Source organism: Lapidilactobacillus concavus DSM 17758, assembly GCF_001435835.1.
Taxonomy (GTDB): Bacteria; Bacillota; Bacilli; order Lactobacillales; family Lactobacillaceae; genus Lapidilactobacillus; species Lapidilactobacillus concavus.
The window spans coordinates 1-20,274 of record NZ_AZFX01000023.1; the positions used below are offsets into that span (position 1 = coordinate 1).

Here is a 20,274-nt window from a genome sequence, read left to right on the forward strand (position 1 = left end):
AACCTTTCCGCCAGCTGTCTTCGCCTGCGCTGGCTAACTTGCACTTGCAATTTGCGTTTATTTTTTTATTCAAAAATTAAATAAGCTTGATAACTACAATTTATTATAATAAATAAATAATAAAATACATAAGTTATATAATTGATAATCCTTGAGATTCATTTCACCTGCACGATATGATTGTCCTGTAATGATGGAAAGGGTACACGCGGAAAGGGAGTGAGTCAATGTGGAAACGAAGTAGGATGAGGGTGAAAACAACCAAAAAAGGTTCAGCAGTTCTGATGCTTTTTGCTGTTTTATTGCCCTTTGTCCAACTTATTTTTAGTCTCGATCAGCATCGTAGTGTTCATGCAACTGATTCAACAGCATTAGTTGATAACGATAAACTCAAATTGAGTGTCGGCAGTGAGCTTGTTGGTGACGATGTTGCTTGGACGTTTCGGTTTGATAAAAAGAAAAGCACTGAGGCGAAACGGCAGCTTAAATTTAAGCTGATGTCTGGTGAAACTTTTTATCAAATCGACCAGTTTCAGTCGACGACTCATCAGGCCAATTGGCAAAATGGTGGCGAAGATGATCGCGATTGGATAGTTGCTAAAACATTCAGTTTTGAGGAGACTGAGGACGAATTAAAGATTACATTGCCATATGAGATCAGTCAGCAACTTTCGATACATGTGCAGATGGACGAAGAAACGATGGTTCAGGATTATTCGGTAAGTGAATCATTGACGAATACAGAGCCTGTTGAAGCACCTGCATTAATTGAGAAGAAATTAGTAAGAAACATACTTGCTGAAAAAGACGCAGGACCTCACCAACTTGCTAGTTTTGTCCCAAAACGGCAAGATAATACCGAATCTGAGCCGCAAACTCCGGTAGAAGTTCCGGCAACTGATGAGGATGACGCTGAGGCTGAAGAGGACCCTGATCCAGAAGTGGATCTAACACAGACTGTCGAATCGTCAGGAACAACTAGTTCAGTGGGTTCGCTCTCAACGTTAGGTCCAAGGATTGCTGGGCGTAACTTGATTATCGCGCCGGATGCATTCGCAGAATTATCTGTCGAGTCAACGATTGGTGGACAGCAGATTGTGAAGAAAAATCCAACTGCAACACATGATGCAAATCGTGCGTTTACAAGTGATGACCAACAAGGCGTCGATGATGCAAATACGATGTATAAGAATTTCAATGGATTAGGTAACGGCGGTGGGGCTGTCTCTATTATCTATCCCACTCAGAATTTTGATTCCCTTGAAGCAGGAGCGGGAATTCCGCTAATTGGTCAAGATCAGGACGGTAACCGAGTATCTGAAGTTATTGAGCTTGAATACAGTTATGTTGGCTATTTTGATCAGGGAAATGCAGATAATCCTGATTTAAGAAAAGTTGGCGCTCAGGTCAAAATATCAAATATTATTGTTGGCCCCCAGCCAAGTTGGGGAGGCCTTGACGGAAGACCATATATTGAATTCTCAAATAATTTATTTTCTGGTGTTCTTTACGGATTTATCAAGAAAATGGACATTGAGTTTACTTTCTTTGATGCAGAGTCGAGAGAGAAAATAGATTTTACGGAACAAAATGAAGCTGTGATCTCGTTTGCCTCGTTGAATGCGTATGTAGGGGCACAGACATCTGATAATCAAAATGTCACTGCACACGAGTTTGCTGGTTTGAAAGATGGTGGTGAGGTCGCTAAAGAATCAGTTGGTGCACTACTTGAATACCATCCTACGGGTTCTTATGGTTATGATTCTGGCTCCTATTATGCAGAAAAAGCAGTTGAAGGCGTGGATTTTGATGATTGGCTAGGTAGCTCCACTTATCATAAAGCGGCGGTAGCATTTCCAATTACGGGAACCTCGCATCAATTTAAATTTGGTTCAACTTGGGGACGTGCATGGAATACGTTTGCAAGTTCCTCAGCAACCCCCGTTGCGCAGCCTTCACCTACGAAGACAGTTCAACCGTTGAAACAATATCAGGCGGGTGATGCTTGGAACACACCAAGTGGTGAATCATCAGGCTATGGTCAGAGATATTTCAATGATCTTGATGTTCTAGAACCATGGGAATTAGGTTCAGACTATCGTGTTGATGGTCACGACATTGATAAGCCAAATGAATTAGCTCCTGGCGTACCGTCTTTTGAACAACGGTATGTCGAGTCTGGCAAAGATTATTATTACTTTATTAATCAAGAAACCATTAATCTGGGTTCTACTAGTCTAGTGGCGCCATCCACCTATAAGATTGTTGATGAACTCCCAATTGGCATCGAACTGATTGGTGGACTTGATCAAATTGTTGTGTATGATTTGCTGGGGAATCCGATACAGGGTGCTATCAAGAAAACAGGCACAGATGTATCTTCGATCAACGGTCAGACGTTGACAATCGTTTTATCAGAGGCGGCTACGACTCACATCAATAGGCAGTCAGGACTGGAATCCAATCATGGTAAAGATTTTAGTATTCGTTTACCAATTAGGGTAACTGGTGACCGATCAGAAATGATCAACCAGGCGACTTCAATATTTGGATATGGTTCAGGTCAAGCGACTTTCGAAAAAACAACCAACCGGGTTAAGATTCGTCTAGGTGAACCGGCACCAGAAACGACTGATTTGAGTTTTACTAAAGTTCATGAAGATAAGCAGATTTTGCAAGGTGTTAAATTTGAACTCTATGCAACTGATGCTGCAGGAAACAAAACAGGTAATGTCTTACAGTCGGCAACTTCTGATAATCAAGGGCAAGTTAGCTTTACTGATTTAGTTCCGGGCGTCTACGTTATTTCTGAATCGGCCGCACTCAATGGCTATATCACTTACGAAGACTTTACTGTGACTGTCAATAAAGATTTGACGATTACTGGATTACCAGATGGCCAACAAGTTGTGAATCAGCGAAAAGCATTCGAGTTGATTTTAACAAAACAAGATTCGCAAACAGAAAAGGCATTAAATGGTGCTGAATTTGAACTAACGAAGGCTGATGGTAGCAATCCTCGGACCTTATCAACTAATTCTGAGGGTAAATTAACGTTTGACCAATTAGACTGGCGAGAAGTTTATCGACTCACCGAAAAGAAGGCACCGGATAACTATCGTCAATCAGACACTATCTATCAAATTGAATATGACAAGGCGTCTGATACTTGGAAAGTTTCACGTGTAACTTCAGACGATAACTCTGGTGAAAAGCTTGAAGAGATCGCTACTGGTAAGTCATCAGCACTTAAAATTACGGCAGAATTAACAGTTAAAAATGATCCAGTTATGCCATTGCCACAAACGGGTGGTTCTGGTCGAACAATCTTTTGGATCATCGGTGGCATTTTGCTCGTCATTGCTTCTGGTTACTTCATTTGGAGACGTCAACAAGCTAAGGGGGTGAGATAAGATGAACGGACGAAAAATTGTTAACTTTATACTCGTCGCGATTCTGACCGCTGTGAATTTTCTGACCCTTTTCGCAGCTCCGAGACAAGTTGATGCAGCTCCAGGTGATGGACAAGTAACTGTTAATCTTCATAAGTTGGTTTTTAAACCGGGACAATTACCTTCAGGCATTCAAAATGACGGGACAACCGCAACTGCGGATTTATTGCAAAATGGGGTACCTTTAGCGGATGTCACGTACCAGGTTTATAACGTGACGGAGCGTTACGCAGAATTGCGTCAAGAAGGCCCAGAATTGACGTCTGAGGAACTTTACGACATGTTGAAGCCAACGGACGGCTTTCAAGTTGGAAACGATCAGACAACAAATGATGAAGGCCTAGCGAAGTTTACGCTTGATGAAACTACGGTCGTTAATGGCAACCATCTAAATAGTGTCTACCTTTCCCATGAGGCAAGTGCACCGGAGACGATTACAGTAATGGCACCAGACATGGTTCTAGGATTGCCAGCTTATCGGTTCGATGCAAACACACAGAGTTATACGAATGAGAAGCTGACGGAAATTCATCTTTATCCAAAGAACGAGGATCCACCATCCTTAGACAAGGTAGTTGATTCGGATCGAAATGACTTTGGTATTGGCGAATCGATTCCGTATAAAATTACGACACTCATACCGGCGGTTATCTCGAGTTTACAACAATATTATCTCGTTGATATTGCCGATGAGAACCTTGAATTGATTCCGGATAGTCTGAAGGTTTCAATTGAAGATTTACCAGATGGTGTGAAGCCATACGAAGTTTCATTTACCGACGAGAGTAATTTTCGAATTGATTTCAATGTGGATGAGTTAGAAGATTATGCAAATAAAGAGGTTACGATCACTTATCAGATGAAATTAAAGCGAGGTGCACCGGCTGATGAGTGGTTAATCAACGATTCACATATATATGTTGGTGCGTATCGCGTTGACTCCAGTGCACAGATAATTACAGGTGGTAAGCGATTCGTTAAGACTGATTTAACAAATGCTAATCGAAAGTTAGCTGATGCTGTCTTTGTTGTTAGAAACAGCTCCGGTTATTACTTGAGTCTGAAAGAAGATGGCGTGTGGATTCCAGTGAGTGATCAACAACTTGAGGATGCAGCGAAAAATGATCTGTTGACGTTAACATCTGATCAACTAGGTGAGTTCGATATTCAAGGACTTGCTTATGGGAAGTATCAACTTGTTGAAGTGAAAGCTCCAGATGGCTACATTCGACTCACTGATCCTGTCGACTTTATCGTCGCGGAAAAAACTTATCAAGATGGGGATCGCTTGGCGACTGGGCAAGTTGTTCACAACATTCCTCAAACTGTGATTGATCCGCCAACTGTAACGGATCCACAACCACCAGAATCGGGCAGTCAAAAACCAGGGCTTCCAGGATTCTTGCCGCAAACGGGTGAAATGCAATCCACTTTATTAATTCTAATTGGATTGGGAATCATCGCAATCGCGGGATATCTTTATAAAAAATAAAACGACAAGAAGAGAAAAGGAGCCTGACAATGAAGAAAAAAATTAATTATCGATTGTGGTCGATATTCAGTCTGATCGTGTTACTTTTTCCACTGCTAGCTAGCTTGGGACAAGGATTGGCGGCCGTTGCTGAAGCGGCGACAACAACAGCGAGCGTTACACTGCATAAAAGAGTGGGTGTCCCCAAGAGCGAGCAACAAAATACGGGTACTGAAATGCCAAATTTTGGTGGAGAGGCGTTACGAGGCGTTACGTTTCAAGCGTTCGACGTTACGAACGAATTTTATCGATTACGTTCAGAGAATGCAGATGCAACCGTTGAAAGTATTTATAATTCATTGAAGGACAATGCGACCGTTACGCAAAACGGTACGCCAACGATTAGTTTCGGTACTGGTAGCTTGAGTGGGGCGTTTGTTGAGACACAAACGACCACTGGAGATGGTACGGCAGTCTTCAGTGCATTAAATAAGAAAAATAATGGTCGCGATGCAGTCTACTACTTCCATGAATCTGCTCGTCCTGAAACAGTGACTGGCAGAGGTGATATTGTCTTAGGATTACCAGTGTATGAATATCAAGATGGAAAATATACTGAAAACGAATTAGACGAGATTCATCTTTATCCCAAAAATGATCAAGCATCTGGCGGTATGAAGTTAATTAAGACAACAGATACGTTAGATGAAAACAATAAGCTCGTGGCTGGTGCGGAATTCGTGATTCACCGTGGCATCGGTGCTAGCGAGGAATGGGTAACTGGTAGAGATGCTGATGGTAATATTACTTGGGGTAGCGAAGCCAATGCATTCAAGTTTGTGACGGATGCTAATGGTGAGTTCGTGATTTCTGCATATGAAATTGATGGCACACCGGTTAACTTCAAATTTGCAGCTGGCGTTTATAAGGTCACCGAAGTAGGTGCACCTGAAGGAATGGTTATTCCAAATAGTGCCATCAACAAAGAATTTACGATTACAACAGATTCAACAGTTCCAGTTCTAGTTGAAATCAAAAATGATACTCCGGATATTAATAAAGCTTTAGATGTTTCAGAAGGCACAGGGAACGATTTTACAGTTGGTGATGCAATTCCATTCAAGATTGATGTTATGGTTCCTGGCGGGATTGCAGACAAGAACAACGATAATAACTATCGATACACTGAATTTAACGTTGTCGATACGGCATCTGAAAATCTAGCATTGCTTGATGAAAACATTCAGCTTTATGCTGGGGACACATTGGTGGATGATGTTGATTATCGAATTGAGAATTCGGGAAATGGGTTCACACTGTACTTCAACAGCGATCCATCAGTAACGACTCCAAATCATCTACAATTAGGTGCATATGCTGGTCAGAAGTTAACGCTGAAATTCAACATGGTGCTAACTGAAGGTGCAGTTCCTGATGAAACAGAAACAAATAAACCAACACTTGAATATACGAACGACGGAACTGAAGGTTCTGTGACTAAACCCCCAGTTGAAGTTATCACGTATGGTCATAAATTCGTGAAGGTTGATGCGGTAACGGGTAAAGAACTCGCAGGCGCGAAATTCGTTGTTCAAAAAACTGTAGCTGGTCAGATCCATTATTACACTGGCAAAGTTGGTAGCGCTTGGAGCGATGATATTAAGGATGCGATTGTCTATCAATCGAATGAATCTGGCACCGTTGTTGTTAGCGGGTTAGAAGCTGGCGATTATGTATTGAAAGAAACGGCGACTTCTAGTGATGAATATATCTTGTCAGAGTCAGGATTTGAATTCAACGTTGGTTGTTGCGGGCGGATTTGAGAGTGAAGACGGCATTACTGAAGTTAAAAACTTCGAAAAAGGTCGCTTACCTATTACTGGTGGTATGGGACGATTGATCTTCCTCCTCATCGGATTAGCAACGATGCTGGGTGTAGGTATCTACTACATGAAACGTCGTCAGCAAGCATAACAGATAATTCAGTAAGGTATCGTTGATCAGAACTCGTCATATTTGAATCAATGAACCGAATAAATCATTCCAATCGACGCCGGAGCGATTATAGTTTCCGGCGTCGATTGATACATAATAGAACTCAGAGGTGGCAGAATGAAGAAGGTAACGAAATCAAGAAGAGTCGTTAATATAATCATGTTACTGATTTTCGTAACTGGTGTGAGTGTCGCCTTATTCCCATTCATGAGTTCTGCTGTACGTCATTATCAAGATCAACGAGTTGTTGCACGCTATCAACAAAAAGCGAATAAGCAAAATAAGAAGACTGCAGAAAAAATACTGACTGAACAAAAAGCAAAGAATGCAGAATTAGCAAAAGAAAAAAACAATCCTGGATTAGATAGCTATAATGCTAATCTGGAAACGTCAAAGGTGAAGCGGCCACAATCATATTACGATAAACATATGCTAGGCAGTCTAACAATTCCAAAAATCAAAGTTGATCTTCCCGTATTTGATGAAACAAATGATATCTTGCTTAATAGAGGCGCGACGCTTTTACAAGGCACTTCGTATCCAACCGGAGGTAAAAATACGCACGCAGTTATTTCGGCCCATCGTGGGTTGCCTCACGCGGATATGTTCGACGAACTTCCCAAGTTAAAGGTTGGAGATCAATTCTTTTTAAAAATTGGCAAGCAAAAACTAGCTTACCAGATTGAATCGACAAAGATTATTGAACCAACTGATACTTCAGACTTGATTATTCAACCTAGCCGCGATTTGGTAACGCTGATGGCCTGTACACCATATATGATTAATTCGCATCGATTGATTTATACAGGCAAAAGAATTCCTTATCCGAAAAAAGCCGATAATGAAATCAAAGAAACTATAAAGAGAAATCAGTGGTTGGTCGTTGCGTGGATCTTAGGCACATTAATCTTATTGATAATTGGCATATTAGTATATAGATTTCGAAAGAAGAAATGATTATTTCCCAGGAAATAATTACAATTCAAAAAGGAGCTTCTAGATTATTTCCCAGGAAATAATCTAGAAGCTCCTTTTTTGAGGTGAGAGGTTCTAACCAAGTTCTTCGTTTTGGCGTTTGGCAATAGCAGGCAGAATAAAGCCTAAACCGATTAAGAAAATCGGCATCGCAATATTTAAAACCAACTGGAACCACCAAGTAGATGGATTAGCAACGTAATCAACCTTCGGCACCATACCTAAAAGACAGGCAAAGGCGGTGAAGACAAAGCACCAAAGCCCGGCGATAAAGCCGAATTTGCTGTTCTTAACGAACATATAGTCGGAATGGAATTTGTCTAAGTGCTTATTTAACAGCATAAATGCAAGAAATACCCAAAGATAGCGTAATGGCATAACGACGGAATTAAGGTTCAGTAACCAGTTATATAGATTATTAGTTCCGTTGATACCTAATGCTGGAATGATGATGATGACACTAACGAGGATACCTGTCAATTTGTAGCCATTGATCGGAGCCCCATCAGCAGACTTCTTTCTCAAAGCCGCAGGAACAAATTTTGGATCAGCATCATCCAGAAGAATTCGTAACGGTGCATCGATTGAAACAGCAAGGGCAGCAATCGTTGCCATGGCGTTTGCAATGGCATAAATAATCATCAATGCATTTCCAACATGATAGAAGTTGCCTAAACGTTGAAAGGCAACATAAGCACCGTTTGCCATCAAGTCGGCAGGAATATGTTTCGCATCGAAGATCATGCCCATCGCAAATGACCCCATTAATGCGGAGACGACAACCATAATTGCAAGTGCAATCATGCCCTTAGGAAAGTTTTTTGCAGGATTTTTTGTTTTATTCACATAAGGTGAAATCTTTTCCGCACCACCGACGGCAAAAACAAGCATTGAAATCGTTGTGAAATATTTGAAATCAAATTTTGGAATATAAGTACCAAGGTGGTTCATGTTTGCAGTTGCAATTGAGGAACCTGTCATTGCCGGTGCAGATAATCCTAAAACAATGAACAGGATTGACATGATAAACATTGACATACCGGCAATACTACCAATACGATTCAACGTCGTGATACCACGAGAGGCCAAGTATAGGAAGATTAGAAAAATAACTAAACAGAGACTTTGCACAATTTTTGATGAAACGTTGATGAAATTTCCGTTACCTTGAAATAACCAACTACCAGCAATTAAGATTGCTTGTGGCTTCTGAGCAAGGTAGGGTACATGAACGACCCAATAGGTCCATGCGGCAAAGTAGGCGAGTCGCTTTGTTGAGACTTCCTTGATCCAGCTTGAAACGCCACCCTCCGCATCTTTAAAAGTCGCTCCCATTTGGCCGACCATCAATGTGTAAGGTACGAAATATAAAATCATGATCAAGACCCATGAAACGACAACAACTAATCCTTCTTGAGCAAAGTTGTTAACGACATTTCCAAGTCCCCAGACGCTGACGAAAGCAAGTAATGCAATATTGTACCAAAACAGTTGCTTGGTATTTTTTTGTTCAGGCATAAAAAAACTCCTTCCCCTAATTCGATACGACATCCTAACTGTCGCACTAGTTTACTTTGACTACTATACACTGATTGCGACATCGTATCATGAAAGATAAGTGAGAAAGAGCACTTATTCAATTATTCTCATTTAAGAGCTACAAACCTTATTTCCACGCATTGTGGGGATTGCTTGATTAAAAAATATATTCTTGCTCTCAGAGTTAACTCATTAAAAAAAACATCAATCGACCACTGTGGAACGCTGTACATTGCTAGAATTAGCATGCAGTCAGTTCCTAATGACGTGATCCTGACCAGCTTTCAGATAATCTAACCGGTAAGTAAAGAGTGTCTCTTCAAGTTCATCATGCATCGCTTGTTTTTGTCTTGCCGACCAGTTTAGGATTCGTGTCATTTCATTGATGACGCCTGTTTGGATTTGATTTAGGTTAGGGCTATCGAATAACAAGTGGTTCGTGCGTCTTAGCAGATAGTCAACCGGTGTGAGCACCATTTCTTCCTGTAGGCAATAATGAAGGATTAAAGTTTCTCGTAGCGAGAGTCCTGGCGCAGCTTTGGTGCTGTGGATTTGATAGAAAATTGAACGGGCATTCGAACCAAACAGATTGGCAAGGACTCTGGCGTCATGAATCGATAATCCTAGCAGCTCACCTTGCTCAGAAATAGTCTCTAGTTCATCTTGAATGCGAAGATAATTAAGTTCGCCTCCAGAAAGAGTTAGTTTGGTCGAGTCGACAAGGTTAAAATGACAATTAAATCGATTAGCGAGTTGTTCGACAATTAAGTTGAGCGCACCAGATGCCATTCGACAATAATCGGTAATTTTTCCGCCTGAAAGAACAACTAACCCGTCTTCTTTCACGTCAAGAGAACTTCCACGCGAGACTTGAGAAGGTTGTAAAACCTTCTCAGACAAAGATTGTTCGCTTGCGAGAACTGCATCTGCAACATCAGAACGACTTGCTTTACCTTGTCGGTAATTGATGACTGCATCGATGACAAAATCGATACTTTTATCATCGATATGACCGCCGCCACCACCGTTATAGTCAGATGCGCTGTTTGAAGCAACCAAAGGGCGAATACCGGCCCAACCTGTTTCGATATCGTCGAGAGTGATGTGGGATTCAGGGAAACGTTGATTAATTGCCTCGAGTAAGTAGTTTAAATCATCTTGTAAAATTTGCGGGTGCGCTATATCACCGTTATAGTCTGTGCCTGTTGTCCCAAAATAGGTTTTATTTAAACGGGGAATGACAAAAATCATACGATGATCTTGATGAAGACTATCAAAATATAATGGCTGTTTCACTGGGATTTTTTCCCAATCAACGACTAGATGAATGCCCTTTGTTGGTCTTAGTTGAGGCACAAACGCAACTTCTTTATCAAGCCGATTCGTTTGATCTACCCAGGGTCCAGTTGCATTGAGGGTTATTCGTGCGTTAATGGCGAAAGATTTATGAGTCAGTGTGTCGGTTGCATAAACACCAGTTAATTGATGTTGATCGTTATGAAGTAGTTGAACCACTTTGACACGGTTTGCAATAGTTGCACCTAAAGTTGCTGCCATTTTGATGTTTTCGATAACAAGTCGTGCGTCGTTATTGGTAAAGTCGGTGTAGCATCCAGCACCTAATAAATTTTTTGGATTCAAGGTTGGTATTTTTTCAAGTACCTCATCGCGTGTCAACACGTAGTTGGCGTCTTTTGAATTAGATAATCCTGCTAATTTATCATAGAGATCCATGGCCACTTTCACAGAAAAGAGATCGTAAGTAGCATCTGGTTCTTGATAGATCATTCTCGTTGCTCTAGGAATATGCGGCGCAATCTTCTGAATTCGCGCACGCTCACTAACTGTATCAGCAACTACCCCGACATCGAATGTCTTAAGATAGCGGATACCTCCGTGAACCATCTTAGTTGAACGTGAAGAAGTTCCTTCAGCAAAGTCTTGCATTTCGACGAGGGCGGTTTTGAGACCGCTGGCTGCAGCTTGTAGCGCTACACCAGCGCCAGTGATTCCACCACCAATAATTAAAAGATCAAACTGTTCATTGGCAAGTTTATAAAGATTTTCTTGACGCGTTTGTTGTGAAAATGGCATGTGATGTCCCCCTGAAGCAACAATATCGTTCAAGTCTATAATAGTTGGAAAGTCGTCTTAATACCAGAAAAGTCGTGAAAGAAAGCTCACTAGATTTAGTGTTTTTAGTTGATTATAAGAGTGTTATGATTAACGCAAGAAGAACGATACAAAGGAGAATTTTGATGGCTAAATTAATCATTGCACTAGCTGGTTTTGGCAAAAGCGCCAACCGTTATCATTTACCGTACTTGAAATTACGTTCACAGATCAAGATTAAAACAGTTTACGATCATCGATTACGGCATCATCAAGATGTTCAGACAGAATTGAAGGCAGCCGGTGTTCAGCTGACGACTAACTTTGAAGATGTCTTAGCTGATCCTGAAATTCAGATGATTTCCATTACAACTCCTGCATCAACTCATTATCAATTGGCGAAGGAAGCGCTACAACATGGCAAAAATGTGCTTGTTGAAAAACCTTTCTGCGAGACGTTTAAACAAGCAGAAGAGTTACTAAAGCTCGCGCAGGAAAAAGGATTGGTCGCAATGCCATTCCAGAATAGACGTTTCGATAGTGATTACTTAGCACTGAAACATGTTTTAGAAGTAGGCTTCGTAGGAACCCCGCTGCAGATTGAATCGCATATGGATCATTTTCGTCCTAGCGAGCAATTTATAAATAGCGAACCAATTAATGGCCAGTTTTATGGACTTGGAATTCACACAATTGATCAAATGATTGCCTTGTTTGGACAACCGCGACAGGTTTATTATGACATCCGCGCGCAACAAAACCAAGGTAATTTAGATGATTATTACGAAACAGATCTATTCTATTTGAATTTGAAAGTTAAAGTGACCTCAAGTCCGTTGGTCGCCATACCGTATCCTTCTTTTAGACTAAATGGAACTAAAGGGAGTTTCATTAAATATGGGATTGATCAACAAGAGAATGATCTTAAGGCTGGAATGATGCCTGAAGCCCCACACTTTGGAGAAGATACACCAACAGCGTATGGTCATTTGAAGTACTTGAACGGTAATGGTGATTGGATTAAGAAAGACGTTATAACGCCAGTTGGTGATTACGGACGAGTCTATGACGCAATGTTTGAAACCATTTTGAACCAAAAGACTAAATTAGTGACAGATCAGCAGCTTTTGCTTGAAATGAAGATTTTAGAAGCGGGTGTTGCGACTGTTGGCCCACATGTCACAACTTTTGCATGATTTAATAGTAGATTCTGAATAAACGCTAAACGGAGAAGTAAACGATGGTAAGTATACGAGATGTTGCAAAAATGGCCGGCGTTTCTGCAGCGAGTGTATCGCGGATTCTAAATAATGACCCAACATTTAGCATCAATGAAAATACGCGGCGGCGTGTTATTGAGATTGCAAATCAATTGCATTACTCGAAAGAAGTTGGTCGGCATCAACATCGCTTTGTAAATAGTAAGATGACAATTGGATTGATTTTAAGACATGATCGGGTTTCTGAAGCGAACGATCCTTATTTTTATGATATTCACCAAGGTATTGAACTTGAAGCGGCTAAATGGCGACTACATGTTGTTAAAGCTTTTGGAATGCGAGATCCAGACAAAGATTGGCAGCAATTAAAAAATTATGGTGCTGTTATTATGATTGGTGAAATGACAGCGGAAGGAACGGCGCTGGCACAACAATTAAACTCAAACTTGATCCTAGTGGATAACTATAGTCAGAGCAACGACTTTGATTTGATTCAGACGGATTTTGCCGCAAGAACAAACGAAATTCTCGATTTGCTCTATCAGAATGGTCATCGCAGGATCGCATTTGTCGGCGGCCAGAACAGTCAAGTTGAGATAGATGGCACCGTGAGACGGAACAATCATGAAATTCGTGCAGACAGTTATTGCGCGTGGATGAAACTACATGACCTTCAGCAATATACCGAAGCAAAGATGGGACGCTGGTCATCAGAAGATGGGCTAAGGATGACGAGTGAGTTGATCAATCAGGCACGGCGTCCAACAGCAATTATTGTGGCGAGTGATCCAATGGCTTTAGGTGTCTACAAAGCCATTAGCAATGCGGGGCTGAAAATTCCAAATGATATTTCTGTTGTTAGTTTTGATGATGCCGAGATGAATCGTTATCTATCTCCGACTTTAACAAGTGTGTCTATGGATGCTCAGGAAATGGGACGTACAGCAATTCGGCTTGCACGTGACCGTATGTTGGAATCGAAGAAGATGAATGTTCGGCTAGTTTGTGCGAGTCATCTGCAGCAACGCGAGTCAATTAAAAACATTTCTGAATAAATTTTTTATTTTGGGGTTGCATAAACGTTTACTAAACATATATACTAAAATCTGTAAACGTTTACGAAATAAAAACTGGGAGACTTGAACAGTGAAGAATAAATCTAGTTTTCAAGATAAAATAACAGCGTTTTCTCAGGCAATCGGGAATAACCGCTATCTGTTGAGCCTGCGTGATGGTTTCATGGTTGCGTTTCCTGCAACGATGTTTGGTTCGATCATGGTTATTTTACAGAATTTACCAACGACTTTGGGGTTATCATTACCACAATCGTTTTTAGATTTTCTAAATAACTTCTTCGGTCCAGTTGGCAACGCCACAATGAATGTTACGGCACTCTTTGTCTGCTTCGGTGTTGCGTATCAATTAGCCGGTCGATATAAACAAGAGAAGCTATTCTCTGGCGCAATCGCGTTATCTAGCTTTCTTATGTTATTACCTGTGGGTAATGATAAAAAAGATGGGGCCTTCTTTGCAATTTCGCATTTAGGCGCAGAAGGTATGTTCGTTGCGATTCTTGTCGCAATTATTTCAACGGAGTTATACTGCCGAATTAGTGCAGCACATATTGTTATTAAAATGCCGGATTCAGTTCCACCAATGGTTGCACAATCATTTGTTGCTATTATTCCCGGTGCAGCACCACTGTTCCTCTTTAACTTAATTCGTTATGGATTTACATTCACTTCCTATGGCAATGCCATTGATTTTGTTTATCAAATTTTACAGCAACCATTAATGGGATTGGGCGGTACTTTACCAGCCGTATTGATTGCCGTATTCTTTACACAATTTTTCTGGTGGTTTGGTATTCATGGGACGTTATTGGTCAACTCCATTATCGATCCAATCATGAGTTCATTAGCATTGCAAAACTATGATGCATATAAAAATGGTGCAGAACATTTACCACATATCATTAGCACAACATTTATGGGCGTGTTCGTTAACCAAGGTATGCAATTAGGTATTGCAATCATGTTTGCCTTCTTCCTTGCACGTTCTGTTCGGATGAAACAAACCATGCGTTTGGTCTTTGCACCAGCAATCTTCAATGTTTCTGAACCAATGACTTATGGATTGCCTGTTGTATTGAACCCAACTCTGTTTATCCCTTGGATTTTGGCGCCTTTAGCTTCAACAACTATTTCATACTTCACAATTGCTGCTGGCTTAGTTCCACGACCAACAGGTGCAACTGTTGTATGGACAACACCTATCTTTGTTGCAGGTTGGTTAGGAACTGGCTCAATCCGTGGTGGTATTTTACAATTAGTTGACGTCGTTGTGATGACGTTGATCTGGATTCCATTCATCAAGGCTTTGGATAATCGCTGGTATAAAGACGAGCAAAATCCAGACCTCGATGCAGCGGAGAAGGATTCCCTTTAAGTTAATGACTTGATGAGTAGGAGCGGATTTCATGCGTACAGATACATTAAGTTACAAATATCATTATCAGGCAAAAAAAGTTGATTTATTTCGAGTTTTAATCAGAGAGCAACTTACTTATTTTCGTCGTAGTGATCCTACCATCAAAGCATTAGAACCGGGAACTAAGATTCAAACACATTTACAGACGAAGCTTAATAAACTTGAAACAGAAAACACCATGGTGGTTAAACAAATTGTAACTGATGAGTTATTTCAATTGGAAACGACTCAGCAAGGTGGTGTTATCGTTCAAACTTTCAAGTTCGAACAAGATCGTCATGGTCGAGAACGTCTTGTGTATTCGGAACAGAATACTTTCGACCAGAGCCGAAGTCAGATGAACTTTATGGTGATGGGTGGTCTGTATAAGTTTTTCTATAATCGTGGGATTAAAAAGCGGATGCAGTATCTCGATAATCTTGCGTTAAGCGCGTAATTAAGAGAGATGTGCCTTAACAGGCTTGAATAAGAGCTGGCTCATGGTAGAAACTTCGTGATCGTTTGTGAGTCACGAAGAATCTGTCATGAGCCTTTATCTTTTTAATGGATGAACGTGGTTTGGCTCGGCAAAACTTCAAAATGATAAGGAGACTAGGCAAAAATGATGATTGACGTTATTTCGAATCATGTTTTTCACTTGCATAACGAAAAAATTAGCTATCTTTTTTATGTGATGCAAAATGGACAGCTAGGGCATTTATACTTCGGTCAAAAAATGGACAAGCTTTCTGATGATGATATCTCGTATTTTCTGGAGCAAAATAGTAAGTCTGCAGGAACGGTTAAGTATTCTCCACAAACCGGGAACTTCAACTTATCAGATCGATCACAGGAATATCCAGTTTATGGATCGTCTGACTTTAAAGAAGGTGCAATTGATATTTATCGCGAGGATGAGCCCTGGTATTTAGATTTCAAATATGATCATCATACTGTTCAGACGGATAAAACGCGCAACTTAGCTCAGCCAGCAACATACGCAGTTGGGGAAAACGAGTCGGAAACTTTAACGGTGAGTTTAATTGATGAAGCACATCAATTACAGCTTGATGAAAAATTCAGTATTTTTCATGATCAATCAGTCATTGCCCGTAGCCAAAAAGTGACTAATCTTGGGCAAGACGCTGTCCAAATTCATCGGATGATGAGTGGCGCGCTTGATTTGCCAAATGCCGATTATCAGTTTGTCAGCCTAGATGGCGCTTGGTTAAAAGAGCGCCATATTCATTCACGGCCGCTTGAACAAGGAACGGTCTCTGTTGCTTCGTTAAAGGGCGCATCGGGTCACCAACATAATCCGTTTATCGCGTTAGTTAATGGTAATAATCTTAATCATGGCGAAGTTTATGGGGCTAATTTAATTTATTCTGGTAATTTTCTCAGTCAAGTCGAAGTGGATGAATGGCGACGTTCGCGATTGCTGATTGGAATTAATCCAGAATATTTTGATTGGCTGCTTAAACCTCGAGATGAATTTGAAACACCAGAATCAATTCTGTCATTTAGTGCGAATGGTCTAAATGGATTAATTGCGGCTAATCAAGATTTCACCGTAAAACATGTGATTGATCGTAAATGGCGCGAACAAGATCGTCCAATTATTTTGAATAATTGGGAAGCAACTTATTTTGATTTTGATGAGCAGAAGCTATTATCATTAGCAACAACAGCCAAAGAATTAGGAATGGAATGCTTTGTTGTTGATGATGGTTGGTTTGGAAAGCGGAATAACGATCGAACCTCTTTAGGAAACTGGCAAGTTAATCGAGAAAAGTTTCCAAACGGAATTGGTTCATTTGCAACCAAGATTCATGATATGGGTTTGGAATTAGGTATTTGGTTTGAGCCAGAAATGGTGTCACCAGATACTGATCTATTCCGAGATCATCCAGATTGGGTAGTTCGTCATCCTTATGAGCGAACGTCAATTGGTCGGGGACAATATGTCTTGGATTTCGCTAATCCTGCTGTTGTACGTGCTATCTATGCTCAAATGAAGCCTACGATTGAAGAAACTCATTTGGATTATATTAAATGGGATATGAATCGGAATATCACAGAGGCTTATTCACAATATTTGAGGACCGAAAAACGGCCACAAACTGAGTTTTTCCATCGTTACATCATGGGTATTTATGATTTATATCGGATGATCTTAACAGACTTCCCCAATTTGTTGATTGAAGGATGCGCGGGTGGCGGCGGCCGTTATGATTTAGGCATCTTATTCTACAGTCCGCAAATTTGGCCTAGTGATGATAGTGACGCGGTTGAGCGTTTATCGATTCTTAGCGGAACAACACTAGCTTATCCGTTGTCTTCGTTTAGTAATCATGTATCAGCAGTGCCTAATGATCAAGTTAAACGTATAACGCCGTTACAGATGCGCCAGAATGTTTGCGACTTTGGGCCTTTAGGATATGAGCTGGATATTACACAAATTTCCGAAGAAGAACGTCGTGCAATCATGCAGAACATTTCTTTCTACAAGAAAAATCGTCAACTTTTAGTGAATGGTCATTTCCAACAATTAATGAGTGTGGATCCACAAACCAATACTGTTGCTTGGGGTGTTTACAACAATGATCGTTCTGAAGCTTTCATTGGATTCTATCGTAAGTTGGCACGGCCCAATGCAGGTGTCTTACACTACTTTAAGGTACCATTTTTGGATGCTCAGCTTAAATATCAGATTAATGCCGAGGAAACGGTTAGCGGTGAAATCTTAAAGAATTTCGGATTGCGCGAGCCTTATCAGTTTAATGGTGCTAACGAGGACACTGCACAAGCCGTGGGTGATTTCCAATCATTTATTTATCATCTAGTTGCAATTAAGTAGGAGCGATTTAAAAGATGACAGATCATTTAAATAAATTCGATGCAGAGCAACAACTTTTATATGGTGGAGATTATAATCCGGATCAGTGGCTGGATCGTCAAGATATTCTTGCTAGAGATTTGGAACTCATGAAGGAAGCAAAGATTAATACGGTTACCGTTGGTGTCTTCGCATGGGGACCAATGGAACCAACTGAAGGGCAGTATAACTTTGGATGGTTAGATTGCGTGTTTGATGATGTCGAGTCAATGAATGGCCATATCATTCTGGCGACACCAAGTGGTGGACGACCACAGTGGCTAAGTCAAAAATACCCTGAAGTTAATCGTGTTGATGAATATGGGCGACGTCATTCTCATGGATTCCGGCACAATCATTGCTATTCTTCGCCGATTTATCGACAAAAAGTTCAAGAAATGAATACAATTCTTGCGAAGCGTTATGGGAAACGTCAAGCTTTATTGATGTGGCACGTCTCAAACGAATATTCCGGAGAATGTTATTGTGAACTGTGCCAAGCAAATTGGCGTCAGTGGCTACAAAAGAAATATCAGACATTGGATGCACTAAACAAAGCTTGGTGTCTCAGCGTTTGGAGTGGATTGTATAGCGATTGGTCGCAGGTATTGCCACCATCACCACTTGGCGAAACAAAAGTGCATGGTATGGATCTGGACTGGAAACGATTTGTGACGCATATGACGATTGATTTTTATGAGCATGAGGTCGTACCCTCACGCGAATTGACGCCAGAAATTCCATGTACAACTAATTTCATGGCTGAGGGTCAGGGAGATCGTCAATTTGTGCCGTTGATTGGATTAGATTATAGTAAATTCGCGAAACATGTTGATGTTGTCAGTTGGGATAGTTATCCAGACTGGCATAATGAATACGAATCGACCGCCGAGACCGCAATGAAAACCGCCTATATTCATGATCAATATTATTCACTGAAGCATCGCCCGTTTTTGGTGATGGAGTCAACACCAAGCACTGTGAACTGGGCGCAATACAATAAAGCCAAGCAACCGGGAATGAATCAGTTGAGTTCACTACAACAGATTGCTCATGGTTCTGATAGTACGTTGTGTTTCCAGATTCGTCAGGCACAAGGGAACTCCGAGAAGTTTCATGGTGCTGTCATTGGACATGATGGCTCTGAGCAAAATCGTGTCTTCAAAGAGGCGGCAACGTATGGTCGTCAATTGGCACAATTAAGTGAAATCAAGGGTGCACGCAAACAAGCGAAAGTGGCACTTCTCTACGATTGGGAAAGTAATTGGGCGTTGAATCGTGGGGGTGGTTTTGGTCGGCCAACGCGTTTGGGTATTCAAATGTTTCAAAAGCATTATTCGGTGCTCTGGGGGCAGGACATTGCCTGTGAAATCGTTACACCAGAGTCAGATTTAAATCAATATAAATTAGTGATTGCACCGATGTTGTACCTCATGAAACCAGAAACGATGGCCAAGTTACGAGACTATGTTCAAGAGGGTGGACGATTAGTATCTAGTTATTTCTCGGCAGTTGTTGATGAATATGACCGAGTAAACCTAGGTGGCTTCCCCAAACCACTTCAAGAACTGTTTGGCATCACAACGGGTGAGCTAGACACGCTCTTACCTCAAGAACATAGTCAGATAAACTTTGACAATCAGATTTTTAAAACAGCAGATTATAATCAGTTGATCACGCCAACGACGGCGATATCATTGACTACTTATCAAGATCACTTCTATCAAAATACTACCGCTATAACGTCGAATCAATATGGCAAGGGAATGGCCTATTATTTAGGCACACGTTTGGATAGAAAATTTCTGACTGAGTTCTATGGACCTATCTTTGAATCGCTTGGATTACAAAATACTTTGATTGAACAACCTAAGTTTGAAGTTTCTTGCCAAACTCGAGTTAAAAACGGAGTGGCTTATCATTTCTTCATGAATTTTTCTGAAGAATTGCAGACAATTACGACAACACGACTGTTACGGCGAGTCGAAGATAATGTCTTGATTGCAGCAGGTGATTTAACGCTTCCTAAATATGGCACAATGGTTTTAAAAGAAAATCAATGATAAACCAAAAACGATGATAATATTGTATCATCGTTTTTTTTGTGGGCGAATTTACAATTGAAATGCAACACAAAGTAAAAAAATAAACCCATACCGGGTA

The 20,274-nt window shown here is 40.8% G+C and carries 13 protein-coding genes; 11 read left to right on the forward strand and 2 right to left on the reverse strand.

Going from position 1 to position 20,274, the window contains the following annotated elements:
- Positions 1 to 251: 251 nt before the first annotated feature.
- The 5 genes from FC15_RS02615 to FC15_RS02635 all read left to right on the forward strand — a co-directional run bounded on the left by FC15_RS02615 (position 252) and on the right by FC15_RS02635 (position 7,875).
- A complete protein-coding gene (locus tag FC15_RS02615; RefSeq protein WP_057823690.1) occupies positions 252 to 3,413 on the forward strand; it encodes a SpaA isopeptide-forming pilin-related protein in 3,162 nt (1,053 codons plus the stop codon).
- A gap of 1 nt (position 3,414) precedes the next feature.
- Entirely contained in the window at positions 3,415 to 4,944 is a 1,530-nt protein-coding gene (locus FC15_RS02620; RefSeq protein ID WP_057823692.1) for a SpaH/EbpB family LPXTG-anchored major pilin, read from the forward strand.
- Between the two features lie 29 nt (positions 4,945 to 4,973).
- Positions 4,974 to 6,746 carry a pilin N-terminal domain-containing protein gene (locus FC15_RS02625; protein WP_057823694.1) on the forward strand — a complete coding sequence of 591 codons (1,773 nt, stop codon included), beginning with the start codon at positions 4,974 to 4,976 and terminating at the stop codon, positions 6,744 to 6,746.
- Entirely contained in the window at positions 6,712 to 6,897 is a 186-nt protein-coding gene (locus FC15_RS02630) for an LPXTG cell wall anchor domain-containing protein (protein ID WP_057823696.1), read from the forward strand. The genes FC15_RS02625 and FC15_RS02630 overlap by 35 nt, the downstream gene beginning before the upstream one ends.
- A gap of 138 nt (positions 6,898 to 7,035) precedes the next feature.
- Positions 7,036 to 7,875 carry a class C sortase gene (locus FC15_RS02635; protein WP_083479058.1) on the forward strand — a complete coding sequence of 280 codons (840 nt, stop codon included), beginning with the start codon at positions 7,036 to 7,038 and terminating at the stop codon, positions 7,873 to 7,875.
- A 93-nt stretch (positions 7,876 to 7,968) separates the two neighbouring features.
- On the opposite strand, the gene FC15_RS02640 is transcribed toward FC15_RS02635, so the two are convergent.
- Positions 7,969 to 9,411, reverse strand: a complete 1,443-nt coding sequence (locus FC15_RS02640) for an amino acid permease (protein WP_057823701.1) — start codon at positions 9,409 to 9,411, stop codon at positions 7,969 to 7,971.
- A gap of 273 nt (positions 9,412 to 9,684) precedes the next feature.
- Positions 9,685 to 11,526: a type 1 glycerol-3-phosphate oxidase gene (gene glpO / locus FC15_RS02645; protein ID WP_057823703.1), complete on the reverse strand. Its 1,842-nt coding sequence runs from the start codon at positions 11,524 to 11,526 to the stop codon at positions 9,685 to 9,687.
- A gap of 164 nt (positions 11,527 to 11,690) precedes the next feature.
- Here glpO and FC15_RS02650 point away from each other — a divergent pair, with 164 nt between their 5' ends.
- The 6 genes from FC15_RS02650 to FC15_RS02675 all read left to right on the forward strand — a co-directional run bounded on the left by FC15_RS02650 (position 11,691) and on the right by FC15_RS02675 (position 20,174).
- Positions 11,691 to 12,740, forward strand: coding sequence for an oxidoreductase (locus tag FC15_RS02650; protein WP_057823705.1), 1,050 nt, complete (start codon positions 11,691 to 11,693; stop codon positions 12,738 to 12,740).
- A 44-nt stretch (positions 12,741 to 12,784) separates the two neighbouring features.
- Positions 12,785 to 13,819, forward strand: coding sequence for a LacI family DNA-binding transcriptional regulator (locus FC15_RS02655; protein WP_057823709.1), 1,035 nt, complete (start codon positions 12,785 to 12,787; stop codon positions 13,817 to 13,819).
- 91 nt (positions 13,820 to 13,910) lie between these two features.
- On the forward strand, positions 13,911 to 15,212 hold the full coding sequence (locus FC15_RS02660; RefSeq protein WP_057823711.1) for a PTS sugar transporter subunit IIC: 1,302 nt from the start codon (positions 13,911 to 13,913) through the stop codon (positions 15,210 to 15,212).
- 31 nt (positions 15,213 to 15,243) lie between these two features.
- Complete coding sequence (locus FC15_RS02665) at positions 15,244 to 15,690, forward strand: DUF3284 domain-containing protein (RefSeq protein ID WP_057823712.1); 447 nt, start codon at positions 15,244 to 15,246, stop codon at positions 15,688 to 15,690.
- Positions 15,691 to 15,858: 168 nt separating this feature from the next.
- Positions 15,859 to 18,093 carry an alpha-galactosidase gene (locus FC15_RS02670; RefSeq protein WP_057823716.1) on the forward strand — a complete coding sequence of 745 codons (2,235 nt, stop codon included), beginning with the start codon at positions 15,859 to 15,861 and terminating at the stop codon, positions 18,091 to 18,093.
- Positions 18,094 to 18,107: 14 nt separating this feature from the next.
- Positions 18,108 to 20,174 carry a beta-galactosidase gene (locus tag FC15_RS02675; protein ID WP_057823714.1) on the forward strand — a complete coding sequence of 689 codons (2,067 nt, stop codon included), beginning with the start codon at positions 18,108 to 18,110 and terminating at the stop codon, positions 20,172 to 20,174.
- Positions 20,175 to 20,274: the final 100 nt, after the last annotated feature.